This is a genomic window from Pseudoalteromonas sp. SWYJZ12, from assembly GCF_015864395.1.
Classification (GTDB): domain Bacteria; phylum Pseudomonadota; class Gammaproteobacteria; order Enterobacterales; family Alteromonadaceae; genus Pseudoalteromonas; species Pseudoalteromonas arctica.
In genome coordinates this window covers 120,630-140,370 of record NZ_JADYXH010000006.1, presented here as the reverse complement: position 1 = coordinate 140,370, position 19,741 = coordinate 120,630, and the positions used below count along the sequence as shown (strand labels likewise).

Genomic DNA, 19,741 nt, shown 5'->3' with positions numbered 1-19,741 from the left:
TTTAGCTAAAAACCATTTTAATTGCGATAACTACAAGCAGCACCGCGAAAACTTTCTTAATTGTATTAACAGGTAAATAGTGAGTTGCTTTGGCGCCAATGGGCGCAACAAACCACGAGGTAATAACAATCCCAAATAATGCAGGTAAATAAACAAACCCGGCAAAACCATTCTCTAAATCGGTAACATGCCAGCCTGCGCTGATGTAACCAATAGAGCCAAATAATGCAATAACAATTCCGCACGCTGCCGCGCAGCCAATTGCTTTTTTTATATCAACCGAAAAATAATTAAGCATCGGTACTATTAAAGCTCCGCCGCCAATCCCTATTAAACCTGATAACCCGCCCATTATTGCAGAAACGCCCCCTAAAATAAGACCTGCCGGCAACGGTTTTTCTGACATCGGTTTATTACGCGCGGAGAGCACCATTCTTGCTGCAATAAATACAACACTTATAGCAAACACTGTACGTAATATTTGTTCAGGGATTAAACTTGCTGCAAAGCCACTAATAAGTGCACCTAAAGCCACACCCGACATAACCCACGGGGCGATTGCCCAAGGCACATTATCATTTTTATGATGAGCCAGCGCTGAAGACGTTGAAGTAAATAAAATAGAAGCGAGTGAGGTTGCAATAGCAATTACTAATACATGATCAGCCGACGTTACATTAAATGAGAGTAGTAGAGTGCTTAGTACTGGAACGATAATTAAACCGCCGCCAATGCCTAGTAACCCAGCTAAAAACCCAACAATACAGCCTAGTAGTGCGCAGCTTGCGACTAACCAACCTAAGTCATACATAGTAATCTCAAATACCTTTTGGAGGGTTTATATATTAAAGGATTATAGAGCTAATAGCATCTGTGTATCAAAACTAATTAAGTATATGATACTTATTTTGGAGTATAAAATAAGTCACCTAATCTATGCTCTAGCATAAAGCTTCGCGTTAAACGTAGTACTTGTTTGGCTGTGGATTGCGCTAAGCATTCACTTAATAGTTGTTCCATGTCACTGACATTTAAACGCCTAAGTACCCATTTAACTTTATTAAGCGATGATAAATTCATACTCAGGCGTCTGTAACCCATGGCAATAAGCAAAATAGCCCCTTCAGGATCGCCGCCTAGTTCACCACACAAACTAAATGGCAGTTCATATTGCTCACATTCGTGCGCCACTTTATTTAGTACTCTTAGTACACCTGGGTGATAAGGGTTAAAAAGTTCGGCTACACGTGCGTTAGCCCTGTCTACTGCTAATAAATACTGTGTTAAATCGTTACTGCCTACTGAGCAAAAATCAACTTTTTTTGACCACTCTGGAAGCATAAATACACTTGAAGGTACTTCCAGCATTATTCCTATGTCGGGTCTTTCTATGGTTTGCTCTGGGTATTTTTCACTTAACTCAAAATAAGCCTGTTCAAATAACGCAAGTGACTCATCAACTTCTTCAGTGCCACTGATCATAGGGAGCATTATTTTTAAATTACCCAAACCAATATTTGCTTTAAGCATCGCTTTTAGTTGATCTAAAAATAACTCTGGATGATCAAGGCTTATACGAATACCACGCCAACCTAAAAATGGGTTTTCTTCGGTAATATTAAAGTAATCAAGTACCTTATCGCCCCCAATATCCAATGTACGCATAACCACAGGATTAGGATGATAGCTAGTTAGTACTTCTCGGTACCAATTTTCTTGCTCTGATTGCGAAGGAAACTGACCCTTTTGCATAAACCACGCTTCGGTTCGATAAAGCCCCACACCGTCACAAATATGAGCGCTACTTTGCTCAGTATTAAGCTCAAGGCCTGCGTTTAATAATAAGCTAACATGTTCACCGTCAAGCGTAATTGATTCTGAGTCTTGCTCAGCTAAAAAGCGGTTATTAAGTAGGTTATCTTGATGCTGTAACTCTGTGTATTCATCCATCAGCATTTGTGAAGGCGATATATATAAACGCCCAGCAAATGCATCTAAAATCATCGGTTTGCCATTAAACTGCAGTAGAGGTAAATCCTCTATACCCCAAATGGCAGGAATGCCCATCGCACGCGTTAATATAGAAGCATGGCTATTTGCAGAGCCATTTACGCTTACAACGCCTGTTAAGTGACCTTTTGGCACTTCAGCAAGCATGGCGGGTGTTAAGGTATTAGCAATTAAAATAGTGTTGGGCGGATAATTTTTAACAGCGTGCTCGGTATTTACAAGATGGTGTAATACGCGAAGACCAATGTCTTTAACGTCAACAGCACGCTCTTTTATATAAGGGTCTTGCATGGCATTAAATTGAGATATTAAACGCTCTATTACAATTTTTAGGGCGCTTTTAGCACACCAGCCTTCTTGTAATTGCATTTCAACATTATGCCCTAAACTTTTAGCATCAAGCAGTTGTTGATACACATCAAATACCGCAAGAGCTTCGTGCGGAATAGAATCGCTTAGCGTCATAGATAGGGTATTAAATTCTTTGCGCGTTGCAGCTACAGCTTGAGTAAATAAACGGCGCTGCTCAGTGACGTCACTGTCTTTTAAAAGCTCAATAGATTTAAAATCAAGCTTTGGTAATACAACAAATGCTTGTCCTATACCTATTCCTGGCGCGCTCGATACACCTTTTAAAACAGACGTTTGATGAGATGACTCATCTTGGCGTAGTATTTCTTTAATTTCAGCATGCGCTAACTGTGACGCAAGTTGGGCAGAAAGCGTTATTAAAAACGACTCTTCGTCTTGGCTAAATACACGTGCCATTTTTTGTTGGACAACAATAACGCCCAGTACTTTTTTTTGATGAACAACAGGTACAGATAAAAAAGCGTTGTAGCCTTCTTCGTTTACTTCGGGGGAGAGCTTAAAACGAGGATGCGATTTAGCAAATGCAATATTAATAGGTTCTTCGCGTTGCGCTACTAGGCCAACTAAACCTTCGGTAAAACCAATTCTAAACTTACCTACCGCATCGGGGTTTAGCCCTTCGGTTGCCATAAGTACAAAATTGTCCTGGCTGTAATCTGCAAAATAAATGGAGCAGCACTGGGTTTTCATGGCATCTTTAACCATTTGCACAAAGCACACTAATGCGCTGTCTAAATTCGCTTGTCGCGATACAGACTCCGCAATAGATCTCAGTGTAGCCAGCATGTCCTGCTCCTTTATTTTATTCTGAATTAACTACCTTTTACTTCGCCAATGGTCTTTATGTTGTTCTCTCTTATTAAAAGGCATGGCGAAAGGAGCAAACTCTTTCATTACACGTCGATAAACATCCCGTTTAAACGATACAACCTGTCTTACAGGATACCAATAACTTACCCAGCGCCAATCATCAAATTCAGGATGATGGGTTTTAAGTAAATTTACATCTTCGTCTTTACAGCGTAATTTTAGTAAAAACCATTTTTGTTTTTGCCCAATACACACCGGACTAGAGTCTCGGCGGATTAATCGTTTGGGTAATTTATAGCGTAACCAATGTTTTGAGCTTGCGACTATTTCTACATCTTCTGGTCGCAACCCTACTTCTTCGTGTAATTCACGGTACATGGTTTGTTCTGCAGTTTCGCCATCATCAACACCACCTTGGGGAAATTGCCAAGAGTGTTGACCATAACGTCTGGCCCAAAAAACCTGTCCCTGATTATTGCAAATCACAATTCCGACATTGGCACGAAAACCTTCGGCATCAATCACCTTAGTGCCTCATTTGTAAGTCGATTTTTAATGATTGTTCCACATTAGCCGCAATACGGCAAATACTATTATACCCAACCCGATTAGTAAGCTAAGTTTGAGCTTTTAGTACATTGATAAATTATGGAGAGTGGGTAAATATTTGGAAAATAACTTAACAAGGCTATTGCGGTTCTTGTTTTCCTCTAGTTACTCACAGTTTGTGCATAACTTTTGTAAAACACGCTCATTTTGCAAACAAATCCACAATATTAGATCTAAAAACTTGGCTTCTCCACAGATTCTGTGGATAAACATGTTCATATAGTTGTATTTATCCTTACAACTTTTAAATTGCTTAATCAAAACTGAATGTACAACATTAAAAAAACCAACTGAGTCAGTAACTTAAAGTAAAGCAGCTTAATTTCAATATGCTCAAAATTAACCCAAACAACAAGCGAGCAAAAAACACACAACTCTAGAGATATCCACGGCTTAGCCTATTTGCTATCATGGCTATGATATTTATACAACCGAAATTAAGAATACTGATTACGTTGAATTGACATTTATAATCGCAATAAAAAGTAGCTCAATAACAAAAAACTATCATATGCAGTTTCTCCGCATAAGTAATTTCAACGTAGTTAGTGAGTTATTAAACCTCTATAATATTCATATTTTAATAAAATTGGCATGACATGCGACCTACAAAACCACACTCAATTAACGATTTAATGCAACGCGTTAATAATATTGCCGGATTAACTCTAGGGCAGCTTGCTAACAAGTATAATTTTAAAACGCCAGATGATTTACTGCGCGAAAAAGGTTGGACTGGTCAGTTAATTGAATACGTACTAGGTGCTACTGCGGGCTCAAAACCACTTCCGGATTTTGAAGATTTAGGAATTGAGCTAAAAACACTCCCTATTTCCTATAAAGGTAGGCCACTTGAAACTACGTTTGTATCGGTTACACCTTTAATGAACGTTACAGGAATGACTTGGCATACCAGCTCTGTACGTAAAAAACTAAATCATGTTTTATGGCTGCCAATTTTAAGCGAACGTGATATTGCCCCGTTTGATAGAACCATCGGCAGCGGCTTTTTGTGGCAACCCACGTTTGAACAAGACACTTTATTACAGCGCGACTGGGAAGAGCAAATGGAGCTAATTGCGCTAGGTAGAGTCGACGAAATATCAGGCCATTTAGGCGATGCGATGCAAATACGCCCTAAAGCTGCTCATAGTAAAATAGTGACTGATGCTATTGGTCCAAATGGGCAAATAATTAAAACCCTACCCCGTGGCTTTTACTTAAAAACCAGTTTTACAGGTGATATTTTAAAGCAGCAGTTTCAGCTTTAACTGTGTTATAAAATATTAATTGTTGAGCCATTTTGTGAGTACCCTCTTTTCGCACTGCGTGCGCGCCAGCAAGCTTAACGCTACAACTTATTCTCATCTCTTTGAAAAAGTATCAGGCATAAAAAATCCCCGCTTATGCGAGGATTTTATCATCTAAAATTAAAAATTAGATTCTATATAAAATAGAATTACTGACCTTTAACTTCTTTAAGACCGTTGTACGGTGCTTTATCACCTAATTGCTCTTCAATACGTAGCAATTGGTTGTACTTTGCAACACGGTCAGAACGGCTCAATGAACCTGTTTTAATTTGACCTGCAGCAGTACCAACCGCTAAATCAGCAATTGTTGAATCTTCAGTTTCACCAGAACGGTGAGAAATAACAACAGTAAAACCAGCATCTTTAGCCATTTTGATTGCAGCTAAAGTTTCAGTTAAAGAACCGATTTGGTTAAACTTAATTAAGATTGAGTTAGCAATACCGTTGTCGATACCACGTTTTAAAATCTTAGTATTTGTTACAAATAAATCATCACCTACTAATTGGATTTTATCACCCATTAGTTTAGTTTGATGTGCAAACCCATCCCAATCAGACTCATCAAGACCATCTTCAATAGAAACGATTGGGTACTGATTAGTAAGATCTTGTAAGAAGAAGTTAAATTCTTCAGAAGTGAATTTTTTGCCTTCACCCTTAAGGTCGTAGATGTTTGCTTCTTTGTCGTAGAACTCAGATGCAGCACAATCCATCGCTAAAGTAATATCTTTACCTAGCTCGTAACCTGCGTTTGCTACAGCTACTTTAATTGCAGCAAGAGCCGCTTCGTTAGATGCAAGGTTAGGTGCAAAACCACCTTCATCGCCAACCGCTGTTGAATGACCATCAGCTTTAAGTACTTTAGCAAGGCTATGGAATACTTCAGCACCCATACGTAGGCCTTCGCGGAAGTTTTTAGCGCCAACAGGTTGGATCATGAATTCTTGAATATCTACAGAGTTATCTGCATGTTCACCACCATTGATGATGTTCATCATTGGAAGTGGCATAGAGTAAACACCTGGCGTGCCGTTTAAGTCAGCGATATGTTCATAAAGCTCAACTTTTTTAGACTGTGCAGCTGCTTTCGCAGTTGCTAGTGATACAGCTAAGATTGCGTTTGCACCTAATTTTTCTTTATTTTCGGTACCGTCTAAATCTAGCATCACTTTATCTACAGCGCTTTGATTTAATGCACTTTGGCCTTTTAAAGCATCAGCAATTTCGTTATTGATATAACCAACTGCTTTTAATACACCTTTACCTAAGTAACGTGATTTATCACCGTCGCGTAACTCTAATGCTTCACGAGTACCGGTAGATGCGCCTGAAGGTGCTGCTGCACGACCCCAAGAGCCATCTGCTAAATGTACGTCTGCTTCAACAGTTGGGTTACCACGCGAGTCCATAATTTCGCGACCGATTACTTTTACGATTTCTGACATCTTGATTCCTCTATATTCCCAAAATGGTGAGTTCAGCTAACTTTACTACGTTTTATATAGCTTAGTCAGCCCTTAAAACAAAAAAGCCGTGCAATATGCACGGCTTTTAAAATTACGAATTCGCTTTTTGGTGGATATGCGCGGCTGCTACAAACCCTTCAAATAACGGATGACCATCACGTGGAGTTGACGTGAATTCCGGGTGGAACTGCGCGGCAATAAACCATGGGTGATCTTTATTTTCGATAATTTCTACCAGTTTTTTATCTTCTGATAAACCAGTAAAGCTTAAGCCTGCTTTTTCAAGTATTTCTACAAAGTTATTATTTACTTCGTAGCGATGACGATGACGTTCAACTATTTCGTCGCTGCCATATACTTCGCGTACTTTAGAACCTGGCGTTAAATGACATTTTTGTGCGCCTAAACGCATAGTGCCACCTAAATCAGATTTTTCGCTACGTGTTTCAACATTACCTTCTGCATCTAGCCATTCAGTAATTAAGCCAACTACTGGCGCTTCTGAATTTGCATTAAACTCTGTAGAGTTTGCATCCGTTAAGCCTGCAACATTACGTGCATATTCAATTAATGCTACTTGCATACCTAAACAAATACCTAGGTATGGTACTTTATTTTCACGTGCGTATTTAGCCGCTAAGATTTTACCCTCAACACCACGTCCGCCAAATCCACCTGGCACTAAAATAGCGTCTAAATTAGATAACAGCTCAACACCTTTGCTTTCAAGATCTTGTGAATCTACGTATTGAATATTAATTGTTAAACGGTTTTTAAGGCCCGCATGCTTTAATGCTTCGTTAACCGATTTGTACGCATCTGGTAATTCAGTGTATTTACCAACCATACCAATTGTCACTTCACCCGTTGGGTTAGACTCTTGATAAAGTACTTGTTCCCACTCAGCTAAATCTGCTTCTGGTGGATCTAAGTGAAAACGACGACATACGAAGTTATCTAATTCTTGCGTTTTTAATAACGCAGGAATTTTATAAATGCTGTCTACATCTGGTAGTGAAATAACCGCTTTTTCTTCTACGTTTGTGAATAATGAGATTTTTGCACGCTCATTATTAGGTAGTTTACGGTCTGAACGACAAATAAGAATATCTGGCTGAATACCTACTGAGCGTAACTCTTTAACAGAGTGCTGAGTTGGTTTTGTTTTAACTTCACCTGCAGGGCCTAAAAATGGCACTAACGTTAAGTGAATAAATAGCGCGCGTTCGCGGCCAATTTCAGTTCCCATCTGACGAATTGCTTCAATAAACGGTTGTGATTCTATATCACCTACAGTGCCGCCAATTTCTACAATAGCAATATCATAACCTTCAGCACCGTCGTATACACGTTGCTTAATATCGTTAGTGATATGTGGAATAACCTGAATAGTAGCGCCTAGGTATTCACCACGGCGCTCACGACGTAATACGTCTTCATATACACGGCCTTGTGTGAAGTTATTACGACTAGTCATTTTGGTACGAATAAAACGCTCGTAGTGACCTAAATCAAGGTCAGTTTCTGCGCCGTCTTCTGTAACGTAAACTTCACCGTGTTGAATTGGGCTCATTGTGCCTGGGTCAACGTTGATGTAAGGATCCAGCTTTAAAATGGTAACATTTAAACCACGGGCTTCTAAAATAGCGGCCAGTGAAGCTGCGGCAATACCTTTACCCAACGAAGAAACAACTCCGCCAGTAACGAAGATAAATTTTGTACTCATGCGAACCCTAGAATATCAGGAATTAAAAGGAATATAACACCCAAAGAAGAGCCTAAGGGTATATCATCAAGACGGGGCGAAATTGTACCAAAACACTGCTTATCAATCCAGCTAAAATTAGCTAATGCGCGCACAAAAAATGTGCACTATTTAACATTAAGCCTATTTTACTTTTTTAATTGCATCCCACGCACTATCCATCTCTTCAAAGGTGGCTGTATCTAAGCTTTTACCTTGCGCATGCAAATAGGCGTTTACCTTTTCAAAACGCGCTGAAAACTTATCATTAGCGCTACGAAGCAGTTGTTCGGGATCTCGTTTAACATGGCGTACAACATTAACAGTGGCAAAAAGTAAGTCGCCGAGTTCTTCCGCTGTATGATCAGATAACGGGTCTCGCTCAATAGCTTCTTTTACTTCAAGCACTTCTTCGCTCACTTTATCAAGTGCACCATGATACGTTGGCCAATCGAAACCAAGTGCGGCAACCCGTTGTTGAATTTTTTTTGCTTTACTTAAGCTTGGCATATTGGCAGGAATATCTTGCCAAAAAGAAGGTGATTCGGTTTGCGCTCTAGCACTGCGTTCTTGTGCTTTGATTGCTTGCCACTGCTGCGATAGCTGCTTATCTGTTAGCTCTTTTTTATCGCCAAATACATGCGGGTGGCGACGGGTAAGCTTATCGTTTAATTGCTCCACTACATCATTAAAATCAAATAGATTTTGCTCTTGTGCAAGCTGCGCATAAAAAATAATTTGAAATAACAAATCACCCAATTCACCTTTAAGCTCATCTAAGTTGCCTGACTCAATACAGTCGGCAACTTCGTATGCTTCTTCTAGTGTATGCGGCACAATAGATTTAAAATCTTGTTTAAGATCCCACGGGCAACCGCCCTTGGGATCTCGCAGTGTTTTCATTATGCTAAGAAGTTGTGTAAGCGCTGCATTATCATTCATGATTAATGACCACGCTTGGCATCGTGTACACCTTCAATTTGGTGTAACTTAGAAAGAACACGGTTAGTACCCGATAAGTCGTGTACTTCTATTTGCATCGTAAATATAGCTAACTGATTATCTTCAACCGTATTTACGTTCATGTTTAAAACATTTACTTTTTCGTTAGCAAGTACTGAGCTTATATCGCGTATTAGCCCTGAACGATCGGTGGCTTCTATTTTAATACTTAGTGCGTACGAGCCGTTGATATCATCAGACCAACTTACCGAAATAACACGCTCTGGATGCTGATTTTTTAAGTTATTAAACGAATCACAGTCTTCCTTATGAACACCTATTCCTCGACCTTGCGTTATATAACCTATTATCTCATCGCCAGGTACAGGACGACAGCATTTTGCTACATGGCTCATTAAGCTACCAACGCCATCAACCACTATGCCGTTTTTGTCACCGGTTACTTTGCTAGGCGCTTTAATACGAATAACCGGCTCATCTTCTGTCCGATCACTTACAAAGTTAAGCATTTGATTGAGGCGTACATCGCCCGCACCAATTGCAACCATTAAGTCATCAAGTTCTTTAAAGTTAAAACGCTTAATGGCTGGCTCTAAATCTTTGTATGTTAAATTAAGCTTTTGTAATTCACTGTCGAGAATTTCTTTCCCCGCACTTAAGTTTTTGTCGCGGTCTAGCTGTTTAAACCAGTGATGAATTTTGGCTCTAGCGCGCGATGACTTGATATACCCTAATGACGGGTTTAACCAATCACGACTTGGATTTGGTTGTTTTTGGGTCAGTATTTCTACCTGATCCCCAGTTGTAAGTTGATGCGTGAACGGCACTATTTTGCCGAAAATTTTTGCGCCAATACAACGATGCCCTACATTTGAGTGAATGTAGTAAGCAAAATCAAGTGGTGTAGCGCCAAGTGGTAAATCGATAATATCGCCGCTTGGGGTAAATATGTATACGCGGTCTTCTACTACTTGGTTTTTAAGCTCTTCTGCTAAATCGCCACCATCAACCACTTCTTCTTGCCATTGAAGTAACTTACGCAACCAGCTAATTTTTTGCTCATAACCCGAGCCGCGTCCCGGTAATGCACCTTCTTTGTACATCCAGTGTGCAGCCACACCCAACTCAGCATCTTGATGCATATCGCTGGTACGAATTTGTATTTCTACTGTTTTACCTTCAGGCCCAAATACTACGGTATGGATTGACTGATAGCCGTTTTGTTTTGGGGTTGCTACATAGTCGTCAAACTCTTTATTAAGATGACGCCAATTGGTGTGCACAATACCCAGCGCTCCATAACAATCTTGTAGGCGTTCAACAACGATACGCATTGCACGAATATCAAAAAGCTGATCAAACTCGTAGTTTTTTTGCTGCATTTTTTTATAAATGCTGTAAATGTGCTTGGGGCGGCCATAAACTTGGGCCTCTATGCCCGCTTCACTTAAACGGTTTTTTACTTGCTCAACCATATCTTCCATATAGGCTTCGCGCGTAAGACGTTTGTCGTCAAGTTGTTTGGCTATGCTTTTATAGGTGCCTGGGTGCAAATATCTAAACGATAAATCTTCCAGTTCCCACTTTAATTGCCCTATTCCTAATCTGTTTGCCAATGGTGCAAAAATATCAGCCGTTTCTTTAGCGGCAATGACGCGGTCTTCTTCATCCGCATTTTTTACATTACGTAAATGACATACCTGCTCGGCAAGCTTAATGACCACGGCGCGCACATCTTCAACCATGGTTAATAACATTTTTCGAATATTATCAACTTGCATAGTTCCTTTACCTTGATGCGATAAAGTACTAATAGTGGCCATTTGTGCAACCCCAGTTAACAGCATGGCTATATTACTACCAAGCTGCTCTTCTATGGTTTCTAGTGATATTAAATCGTTTAAAAAATACGGGGTTAAATACGCAGTAGCTAACGATTCGGGGTCGAGATTTAGCTCAGCTAAAATTTCAACCATTTCGATTGCAGTAGTTTGCCTGCTTTCATTATCACATTTTACGCAGAGCGCTTGCGCTTTAGTAAGTAGCTCTGCTTTTTCTTCAGATAAGGCAAGAAATGAAAGCCGCGTGCTAAAATCTGTTGTCTCATCTTGTTGATGTGATTGTCGTGTAGCTACCATAATGCGTTCTACCTCCGTTGAAATAACGCCATAGTTTCAATATGCCCTGTATGGGGGAACATATTCATTAGCCCAATTTTATTAAGCTCAAAGCCAGCTTGCGAAATAATTGCACTGTCACGAGCTAAAGTAACAGGGTCACAAGAGACATATAAAATAGTTTTAAACTGCTTTAAAGGTAATTGCTCTAATACAGACATTGCACCGGTACGAGAAGGATCGAGTACAAGCACATCTAAATTTTTACTAAACCATGGGGCGCTTTGTATGCTTTGCGTTAAATCAAAGCAATGAAACTGCGCATTGGTAATAGAGTTAGTTTGCGCATTTTGAGCAGCCATTGCAACCGCTGAAGTCACACCTTCTACGCCAATTACAGATTTTGCTTGTTTTGCCAACACTAATGAGAAATTACCAATGCCACAAAATAAATCCAATAAATTTTCATCACCTTTTAAATCAAGCCAATTTGCGGCTTGCTTTAACATAGCTTCGTTAACTTGCGCATTTACCTGAATAAAATTACCTAAACCAAATTCAAATTTTAGATCAAACTCTTTAAGATAATAAAACGGCATGGCTAAGTGTGAATGCTCAATTACATCGCTCTCGCTTTGCCATACAACTTCAAACTGTTGGCTTTTTGTTATGTGCTCAACCAAAGCCTTTGTATCATCGTTAATTGCTTTAGTGTGACGAATAACAACAAAGTTTTTCTCATCACTTTGGCATAACTGTAAATGGCTTATACTGTGCAGCGCTTTGTGTTGATTAATTAAACCATCAAAAAGTGTAAAAACATCTGCAAATACTTCATCAAGTACTGCACATTTATTAATACTGACAATATTTTTTGAACCACTGGCTCTGTAACCCACACGCATTTTTTTTGCTGCTTTATCAAACATAACGGCTATGCGAGCGCTGCGCCTGTAATGCACAGACTTACTTAATAATGGAGCTTGCCAGTTTAAGCTGTTTAATTTAGCAAACTTACTAAATAGCTGAGTAACTGCAGTTTGTTTTTCTACAACTTGTTGGCTTACTTCTAAATGCTGTAATTGGCAGCCACCACACTGATTATAGTGCTCACAAAAAGCGTCTACTCTTGATTCACTCGCTTTAATAACTTTAATTACTTTTGCACTGCTGTATTTAGCTTTATCTTCGACGAGCATTGCTTTAACTGTTTCATTTGGTAATGCACCGCTTACAAAGCATACTTTATTATTATGCTTAGCAATGCCACGCCCTTGATGATCCATTCCCGTTATATTTAATTCTAATGTTTGTTGCTTAAGCGGTTTTTTTTTCGCTTTAAAAATTTGCGCCATTAGGCATTACCTTCAGTTTATTTATGAAGCACCTATATTTAGATGCTTTAGAATGCGTGTTGAACCGTATATACTCAAATCATACTAATAACGATAAAACGCTCCCATTATGACCAAATTAGGCTTACGCGATTCTGTTTTAACACTGACCCTGATCCCAACGGTGATCATAGGATTACTACTTGGTGGCTATTTTACAATAAATCGTTACATTGAGCTTGATGAAATTTTATATCAGCAAGGTACTACTATTTCTGAGCCCCTTGCTATTGCGCTTGAGCAACCCATGCTCGAAAAAAACAAACAGCTATTGAATCGCCTTATAAGCTACACACATAACAAGCACTCCCCTACAATTAAGTCGATTGCAATTTTTGATAAAAATAATGCGCTATTAATGACGAGTAATTATCACCGCTCATTTGAAAAGTTAATTAATCAAAAGACGCTCATAAATTTAAAAACGACCCACGTGCAAAAGTCAGATGAGCTTGTTACATTCTTCACGCCCATTATTAACCATACAAGTCACGACTCTAAATGGGATCCATCTGCTTTTCAGTCATCTCTGGGCACCGTTATTATACAGCTAAACAAAGACCAAGCGGTTATAGGGCAGCAACGTGCTTTATTAATTAGCGGTATTGTAATTATTTTATCATTGGTGTTTGCAGCAATTTTAGCTTTAAGGTTAAGCCGCATGTTTATGACGCCGCTTAATAAGTTAGTACTTGCAACCGACAAGTTAGTTGAAGGTAAAAGAAGTACTGGCCTTAACGACAACATGATAGGTGAATTTGAGCTATTGCGAGAAGGCTTAAATACCATTGCTCACACTATGGTGATGCAAAAAGATGAAATGCAAAAAAATATTGACCAAGCAACTAGCGACTACCGCGAAACACTAGAGCAATACGAAACTTCAAATATAGAGCTCTCATTTGCAAAAAAAGAAGCTCAAGATGCTAACCGCGTAAAATCAGACTTTTTAGCTAAAATGAGTCACGAACTTCGTACTCCGCTAAATGGTGTTATTGGATTTACACGCCAGCTTTATAAAACACCGCTGAATAAACATCAAAAAGATTATCTCGATACTATTATGCTATCAGCAAATAGTTTAATGACTATTATTAGCGACATTCTAGATTTCTCCAAACTAGAAGCGGGTGCAATGGAACTTGAGTCGATTCAGTTTCAACTTCGTGATGCTGTAAATGAAGTGATGACACTACTCGCTCCTAGCGCACACGATAAGCAATTAGAGCTATCCATTTACATTAACCAACAAGTACCAGATGACTTAACGGGCGATCCCACTCGCTTTAAACAAGTGCTGATAAACCTATTAAGTAATGCGATTAAATTTACTGAAAAAGGCTCCATTAAGGTCGACATAAGCCATCGGTTACTCGACGACGAACGTACTTCTTTACTTGTGTCAGTAACAGATACTGGCGTGGGTATACATGTGGATAAGCAAGACTCTTTATTTACGCCATTTGGGCAAGCAGACTCAAGCATTACACGTAAGTTTGGTGGTACAGGCCTTGGCCTCATTATTACCAAGCATATTGTTGAAGCAATGAATGGCCGCATAACATTAAACTCTGCACCAGGTAACGGTACCTGTTTTACATTCAATAGTGTGTTTAGTTTGCCCAATCATGTATTTACTAACGACTTACCGACTAAATCGCTCATTGGTAAGCGTATTTTGTATTTAGAGCCACACGAGCATACACATCACGCTGTACTTTCGTTATTGACTCAGTGGGAATCAAGCGTAACGGCATGTTTTAACGAGACTAGCTTTTTAGACGCTATAAAAAATACTGAACATAAATATGATGTTTGCTTAATTGGCCATATGGCATCAGTTGATGATATGCAGCAACTAAAAAGCTATGTGAAAGCCGTGCGTGAATCTACTGATTACTTATATTTAATGCTTAATACTGTATCGCACAATATGCGAGAAGCCTTTATAGGCAGCGGTGCTGATGCGTGTTTAAGTAAACCACTTAATCACCGTAAGTTGTGTGAGGTACTTGCCGCACCTTACAGGCTTGACCACCCTACTCATAATATTGAACAAAACGATCAAGCTTTGCTGCCGTTAAAAGTATTAGTTGTTGATGATAACGATGCCAACTTAAAACTTCTCCATACTTTATTAAGTGAACAGATTGAAGTAATAGAAACGGCACATAATGGTTCACAAGCATACAGCTTAAGTAAAAGTCATAAATACGACATAATTTTTATGGATATTCAGATGCCAATTATGGACGGTATAACCGCATGCAAGCTTATACAAGAATCATCACTTAATGAAGATACACCCATTATCGCTGTAACGGCACACGCCCTTCAAAGCGAAAAAGAGCAACTACTAAAAGATGGCTTTAAAGGCTATTTAACTAAGCCTATTGATGAAGATATGCTTAAACAAATTATTAGCGATCATAGTCCACAGACCCCGGTTAATCGCGATAAAGCTAAAACAGATACACCACAAAGTCCTGCACCATTTCAAAGTAGTCGAATTGATTGGGCACAAGCCCTGCAGCGTGCTGGCGGAAAGAGCGAGTTAGCGCTAGAGATGCTTAATATGCTACTTCTAAGCGTCCCTGAAACTCTTACATTGCTTGCAAAAGCGATAGAGAGCAATGATTGTCAGCAAGTCTTAAGTATTGTCCACAAGTTTCATGGCGCATGTTGCTACACTGGTGTACCTAAACTTAAATTACTCGCAGAAACAATTGAAACATCACTTAAAAATAAATGCTTGTTAGAGAATATTGAACCTGAATTATTTGAGTTACAGGACGAGCTTGAAAACTTACTTGCTGATGCAAGCGTAACTGAGTTACAAAGATAAGCTTTGAATTTTAGATACAAAAAAACGCGGCATTAACCGCGTTTTTTTAATTAAGCTTTTTAAATACTTATGTAGATTCGTATTACATTCTTGCTTCAATCATTAATCGTTTCATATCGCGTACGGCTTTATCGAGTCCATCAATCGCTGCACGAGCAATAATAGCGTGGCCAATATTTAGCTCATAAATCTCAGGCATCGCGGCAATGGGTTTAACGTTATGGTAATGAAGACCATGGCCAGCGTTAACAATCAAACCTAAGCTTGCTGCGTATTTAACACCTTCACGAATATGCTCTAACTCTTTGTGTAAATCAGTATCATTTGTTGCATCAGCATACGCGCCTGTGTGTATTTCTACATAAGGAGCACCACATTCTTTGGCTGCATCTAGTTGTGCTTTATCTGCATCAATAAATAGCGATACTTTAATACCCGCGTCGGTAAGCGTTTTTGTTGCGGCTTTAATTTTATCTATATTACCCGCTACATCTAAGCCGCCCTCGGTGGTTAACTCTTCGCGCTTTTCAGGTACTAAACACACGTACTCGGGTTTTACTTCAAGCGCTATTTGTATCATTTCATCGGTAACAGCGGTTTCAAGATTCATGCGAGTTTGGATAGTTTTAGCCATCACATAAACGTCGCGATCTTGAATATGGCGTCTGTCTTCACGTAAGTGAATCGTAATACCGTCTGCGCCTGCATGCTCTGCTACACTGGCTGCATGGGCTGGATCTGGGTAACTTGTTCCACGCGCTTGACGAAGTGTTGCAATATGATCTACGTTTACACCCAAAAGAATATCTTTCATTTTCTTACCTGTAAAATTACGTTTATTGAGAGGCCATAAATAGCTCACGGCTTTTTAATGGTTTACTACCTAATAAGGGTTTTAATAAATAGCGACTTAATTGCTTTGCCATATATAGCACATCACTTTGGCTAAAGTCATGATTTGCTATGGCGTTGAGTTGTTTGCCACTAAATCCAGAACGCGTATCTTCTTGTATTAAAAAACCAAGTTCGGGGAAATAACTATACGTCTGCTTTTCATCTATTGGTTCACCACTGGCATCAAAACTAAAATCAACGCCATAACCGAGTAATTCCAATAATTGAAATTCGTACGAGCGAAGCACTTCTTGTAAATTGGCTCCGCTGTTTAGGTTTCCTAGGTGGGATTTATATAGCTCAAATACTTGTTCAATTGGCTCATTAACAGGAACGATGCGATTAGTTAGCTCATTCAAATAAAAACCACAATAAAGCTCATCACCTTTTAAAAAGTGCGAGTTGCCATGCAGTTCAAACTTATTGATATATTTTAAATCGTACTTGCCACTGTAATTAACAAGGAGTGCCTGGAACGGCTGAAGTTGTGCTTTATGTTTAGTGGCCTGGCGACCACTAATTCGGGCCAGCATTCTTAACTGGCCAACGCCTTCTACAAGCATATCTAACATTACTTGGGAGTCACTATAAGGACGCCGATGTAATAAATACGCGGTGTAGAAGTCGCTATCCATTCACTAAGCTACTGCTTGGTTTAGTCTTCACTGTAGCCTAAGCTTCTTAGTGCACGTTCATCATCAGCCCAACCCGACTTAACTTTAACCCAAAGCTCTAAAAACACTTTGTTATCAAGCATTTCTTCTATGTCTTTACGGGCTTCACGGCCAATGGTTTTTAGCTTTTCGCCTTTATTACCAATAACCATGCGTTTTTGTGTTTCGCGCTCAACAAGAATTAACCCATTGATGTGCCAAATACCGTTGTCTTGCCACTTAAACTGCTCAATTTCAACAGTCACAGAATACGGTAGCTCTTCACCCATAAAACGCATTAGCTTTTCACGAATAACTTCAGCTGCCATAAAGCGCATCGAACGGTCAGTTACATAATCTTCAGGAAAGTAAAATTCGCAAGGAGGTAAGCGTTTAGTTACTTCTGCTTTGATTAAATCAACGTTTTTACCTTGCGTTGCTGATACTGGCATAATTCCAACAAAATCAAACTTGTCACTTAACCACTTCATATGAGGCAATACAAGATCACGGTCTTTAACTTGGTCAATTTTATTAATAACTAATAATACAGGCTTACCACTTTGCGATACTTTATTAAGTACCATATCGTCATCTGCATTCCAATGAGTGCCTTCAACGACAAAAATAATAAGCTCTACATCGCCGATAGAACTAGACGCTGCTCGATTCATTAGACGGTTAATAGCACGCTTTTCTTCAACGTGTAGACCCGGTGTATCTATGTATACCGCTTGGTGTTTATCTACGGTATGAATACCCATAATACGATGACGTGTTGTTTGTGGTTTACGTGAGGTAATACTCACTTTTTGCTCAATGATTTCATTAAGCAAAGTCGATTTACCTACGTTTGGTCGACCGACAATCGCCACCATTCCACAAAATGTATCTACATCACGTTCATGAGGCTGTATTAAGGTATCAAGGTTCATTTTTAAGTATCTTCAATGCTTTTTCAGCAGCTTTTTGTTCGGCCTTACGGCGCGAGCTACCAACAGAAATTATGCTATCCATTCCATCAACAATACATTCAACCGTGAATGTTTGATTGTGTGCTTGGCCTTGTGTATCAACCACTGTGTAGCCCGGTAACGATAATTTACGGGCTTGTAAATACTCTTGCAGCAGGGTTTTAGGATCTTTCTGGTTAAGCCCTGGTGAAATAGCATCCAAACGTGATTGGTACCACGCCAATATAAGATCGCCACAACTGTCGATACCTGAATCTAAAAATGCAGCGCCTATAATCGCTTCTACTGCATCAGCAAGCGTTGACTCGCGACGAAAACCGCCACTTTTAAGCTCGCCCGGCCCTAAGCGTAAATAATCGCCTAGACCAAATTCAAGACCAAACTCGGCAAGTGTTTGACCACGCACAAGTGTTGAACGCATGCGGCTTAAATCGCCTTCACGCGCTTTAGGAAATTTGGCATAAAGTGCATTGGCAATCACAAAGCTTAAAATCGAGTCGCCTAAAAATTCTAGTCGCTCATTATGTTGGCCTTTGTGGCTGCGGTGCGTCATTGCTTGTTCAAGTAAACCTTGATCAGCGAATTCATAGCCAATTTTTTTATATAATTCTGTTACATTTTTTTTCATCGTTACTGAATATTACCTAGGCGTTCAAAGCGAACACCAGTTGGAACCCATCCTGGTAAAATATCATCAGGGCCATTCTCAAATTCAAAACTCATCCATATAAAGACAGCTTTACCCACCAAGTTTTCTTTTGGTACAAAGCCCCAAAAGCGACCATCTTGGCTGTTGTCGCGGTTATCACCCATCATAAAATAATGATCAGCAGGAACAGTCCATTCATCAGAAGGCGTGCCCGGTTGCTGATAGTAACGCCCTTTTCTTTCAGGCGCTTGTGGGTTGATTAATATATCATGCGTAACTGTTGTTAAATTTTCATTCACACGAGCTAGAGGCATTGGGCCTTGTTTAAATTCGTTATCATTAATTAGTTTAAAATCAATTTTATTGAATTCATTACATAAAAGCTCACCCTGTTGGGTTTCGCCTTCTTTACAGTTTGGCTGAATATATAAACGTTTATCACGATAAACAATTTTATCGCCAGGTAAACCAATCGTACGTTTAATATAGTCAACACTTTCATCTAAAGGGTATTTAAAAACAACAATATCACCACGTTCAGGCTCACCGATATCAACTAACTGAGTGCGCCAAACTGGGTCTTTTATTCCATATGAATACTTTTGTACTAAAATAAAGTCACCCACTAACAGTGTAGGCATCATTGAACCAGATGGAATTTGAAACGGTTCAAAAATAAATGATCTAAAAATAGTAATTGCTGCAATCATCGGGAAAATCGACTTTGCTGTTTCTGTTAGTACTGGTTCTGGTGCAATTAATGCCGCAGTTTCTTCATCTAACGGAGCTCCAGCAGACGTTTGCGCTATCGCTAAGCGTTCCTGTCTTTTAGGTGCATACATTAAGTGATCTATTAACCATATTAAGCCTGAGCCTAAGGTTAATAGCACCAATAAAACTGAAAAATAACCAGCCATTTATAATCCTT

15 protein-coding genes are annotated in these 19,741 nt (G+C 39.4%); 2 read left to right on the top strand and 13 right to left on the bottom strand.

Translation table 11 applies throughout. The features are described from left to right. Position 1 precedes the first annotated feature (1 nt). From I6F42_RS09825 to rppH, 3 genes are all read right to left on the bottom strand, one after another. The gene (locus I6F42_RS09825) at positions 2–811 is read right to left on the bottom strand and encodes a sulfite exporter TauE/SafE family protein (RefSeq protein WP_010553220.1); all 810 of its coding nucleotides are present in this window, start codon (positions 809–811) and stop codon (positions 2–4) included. A gap of 92 nt (positions 812–903) precedes the next feature. Continuing rightward, positions 904–3,168, bottom strand: a complete 2,265-nt coding sequence (ptsP, locus tag I6F42_RS09820) for a phosphoenolpyruvate--protein phosphotransferase (protein ID WP_197152000.1) — start codon at positions 3,166–3,168, stop codon at positions 904–906. A 30-nt stretch (positions 3,169–3,198) separates the two neighbouring features. Beyond that, on the bottom strand, positions 3,199–3,717 hold the full coding sequence (gene rppH / locus I6F42_RS09815) for an RNA pyrophosphohydrolase (RefSeq protein ID WP_002958704.1): 519 nt from the start codon (positions 3,715–3,717) through the stop codon (positions 3,199–3,201). Positions 3,718–4,400: 683 nt separating this feature from the next. Between rppH and mutH the strand changes: the two genes are divergently transcribed. After that, positions 4,401–5,072: a DNA mismatch repair endonuclease MutH gene (mutH, locus tag I6F42_RS09810; protein WP_197151998.1), complete on the top strand. Its 672-nt coding sequence runs from the start codon at positions 4,401–4,403 to the stop codon at positions 5,070–5,072. Positions 5,073–5,260: 188 nt separating this feature from the next. On the opposite strand, the gene eno is transcribed toward mutH, so the two are convergent. The 5 genes from eno to rlmD all read right to left on the bottom strand — a co-directional run bounded on the left by eno (position 5,261) and on the right by rlmD (position 12,759). Continuing rightward, positions 5,261–6,559 carry a phosphopyruvate hydratase gene (eno, locus tag I6F42_RS09805; protein ID WP_121953496.1) on the bottom strand — a complete coding sequence of 433 codons (1,299 nt, stop codon included), beginning with the start codon at positions 6,557–6,559 and terminating at the stop codon, positions 5,261–5,263. Between the two features lie 112 nt (positions 6,560–6,671). Then, positions 6,672–8,306 carry a CTP synthase gene (locus I6F42_RS09800; protein ID WP_169044253.1) on the bottom strand — a complete coding sequence of 545 codons (1,635 nt, stop codon included), beginning with the start codon at positions 8,304–8,306 and terminating at the stop codon, positions 6,672–6,674. Between the two features lie 162 nt (positions 8,307–8,468). Continuing rightward, complete coding sequence (mazG, locus tag I6F42_RS09795; protein ID WP_197151996.1) at positions 8,469–9,266, bottom strand: nucleoside triphosphate pyrophosphohydrolase; 798 nt, start codon at positions 9,264–9,266, stop codon at positions 8,469–8,471. Between the two features lie 2 nt (positions 9,267–9,268). Further along, on the bottom strand, positions 9,269–11,425 hold the full coding sequence (gene relA / locus I6F42_RS09790; RefSeq protein ID WP_197151994.1) for a GTP diphosphokinase: 2,157 nt from the start codon (positions 11,423–11,425) through the stop codon (positions 9,269–9,271). A gap of 8 nt (positions 11,426–11,433) precedes the next feature. Beyond that, positions 11,434–12,759 carry a 23S rRNA (uracil(1939)-C(5))-methyltransferase RlmD gene (rlmD, locus tag I6F42_RS09785; RefSeq protein ID WP_197151992.1) on the bottom strand — a complete coding sequence of 442 codons (1,326 nt, stop codon included), beginning with the start codon at positions 12,757–12,759 and terminating at the stop codon, positions 11,434–11,436. Between the two features lie 109 nt (positions 12,760–12,868). Between rlmD and barA the strand changes: the two genes are divergently transcribed. Continuing rightward, positions 12,869–15,643, top strand: a complete 2,775-nt coding sequence (gene barA / locus I6F42_RS09780; RefSeq protein ID WP_197151983.1) for a two-component sensor histidine kinase BarA — start codon at positions 12,869–12,871, stop codon at positions 15,641–15,643. 82 nt (positions 15,644–15,725) lie between these two features. Here barA and pdxJ read toward each other — a convergent pair whose 3' ends face one another. From pdxJ to lepB, 5 genes are read right to left on the bottom strand one after another with little or no spacing between them, the layout of a single operon-like run. Continuing rightward, on the bottom strand, positions 15,726–16,457 hold the full coding sequence (gene pdxJ, locus I6F42_RS09775; protein ID WP_007581734.1) for a pyridoxine 5'-phosphate synthase: 732 nt from the start codon (positions 16,455–16,457) through the stop codon (positions 15,726–15,728). A gap of 22 nt (positions 16,458–16,479) precedes the next feature. Next, complete coding sequence (recO, locus tag I6F42_RS09770) at positions 16,480–17,172, bottom strand: DNA repair protein RecO (protein WP_197151980.1); 693 nt, start codon at positions 17,170–17,172, stop codon at positions 16,480–16,482. A 20-nt stretch (positions 17,173–17,192) separates the two neighbouring features. Then, positions 17,193–18,125: a GTPase Era gene (era, locus tag I6F42_RS09765; protein ID WP_007581730.1), complete on the bottom strand. Its 933-nt coding sequence runs from the start codon at positions 18,123–18,125 to the stop codon at positions 17,193–17,195. After that, positions 18,115–18,792 (bottom strand): ribonuclease III, encoded by a 678-nt coding sequence (gene rnc / locus I6F42_RS09760; protein WP_007581728.1) that lies wholly within the window; start codon positions 18,790–18,792, stop codon positions 18,115–18,117. Before rnc ends, era begins: the two co-directional genes overlap by 11 nt. Positions 18,793–18,794: 2 nt before the next feature. Beyond that, a complete protein-coding gene (lepB, locus tag I6F42_RS09755) occupies positions 18,795–19,730 on the bottom strand; it encodes a signal peptidase I (RefSeq protein ID WP_007581726.1) in 936 nt (311 codons plus the stop codon). Positions 19,731–19,741 lie beyond the last annotated feature (11 nt).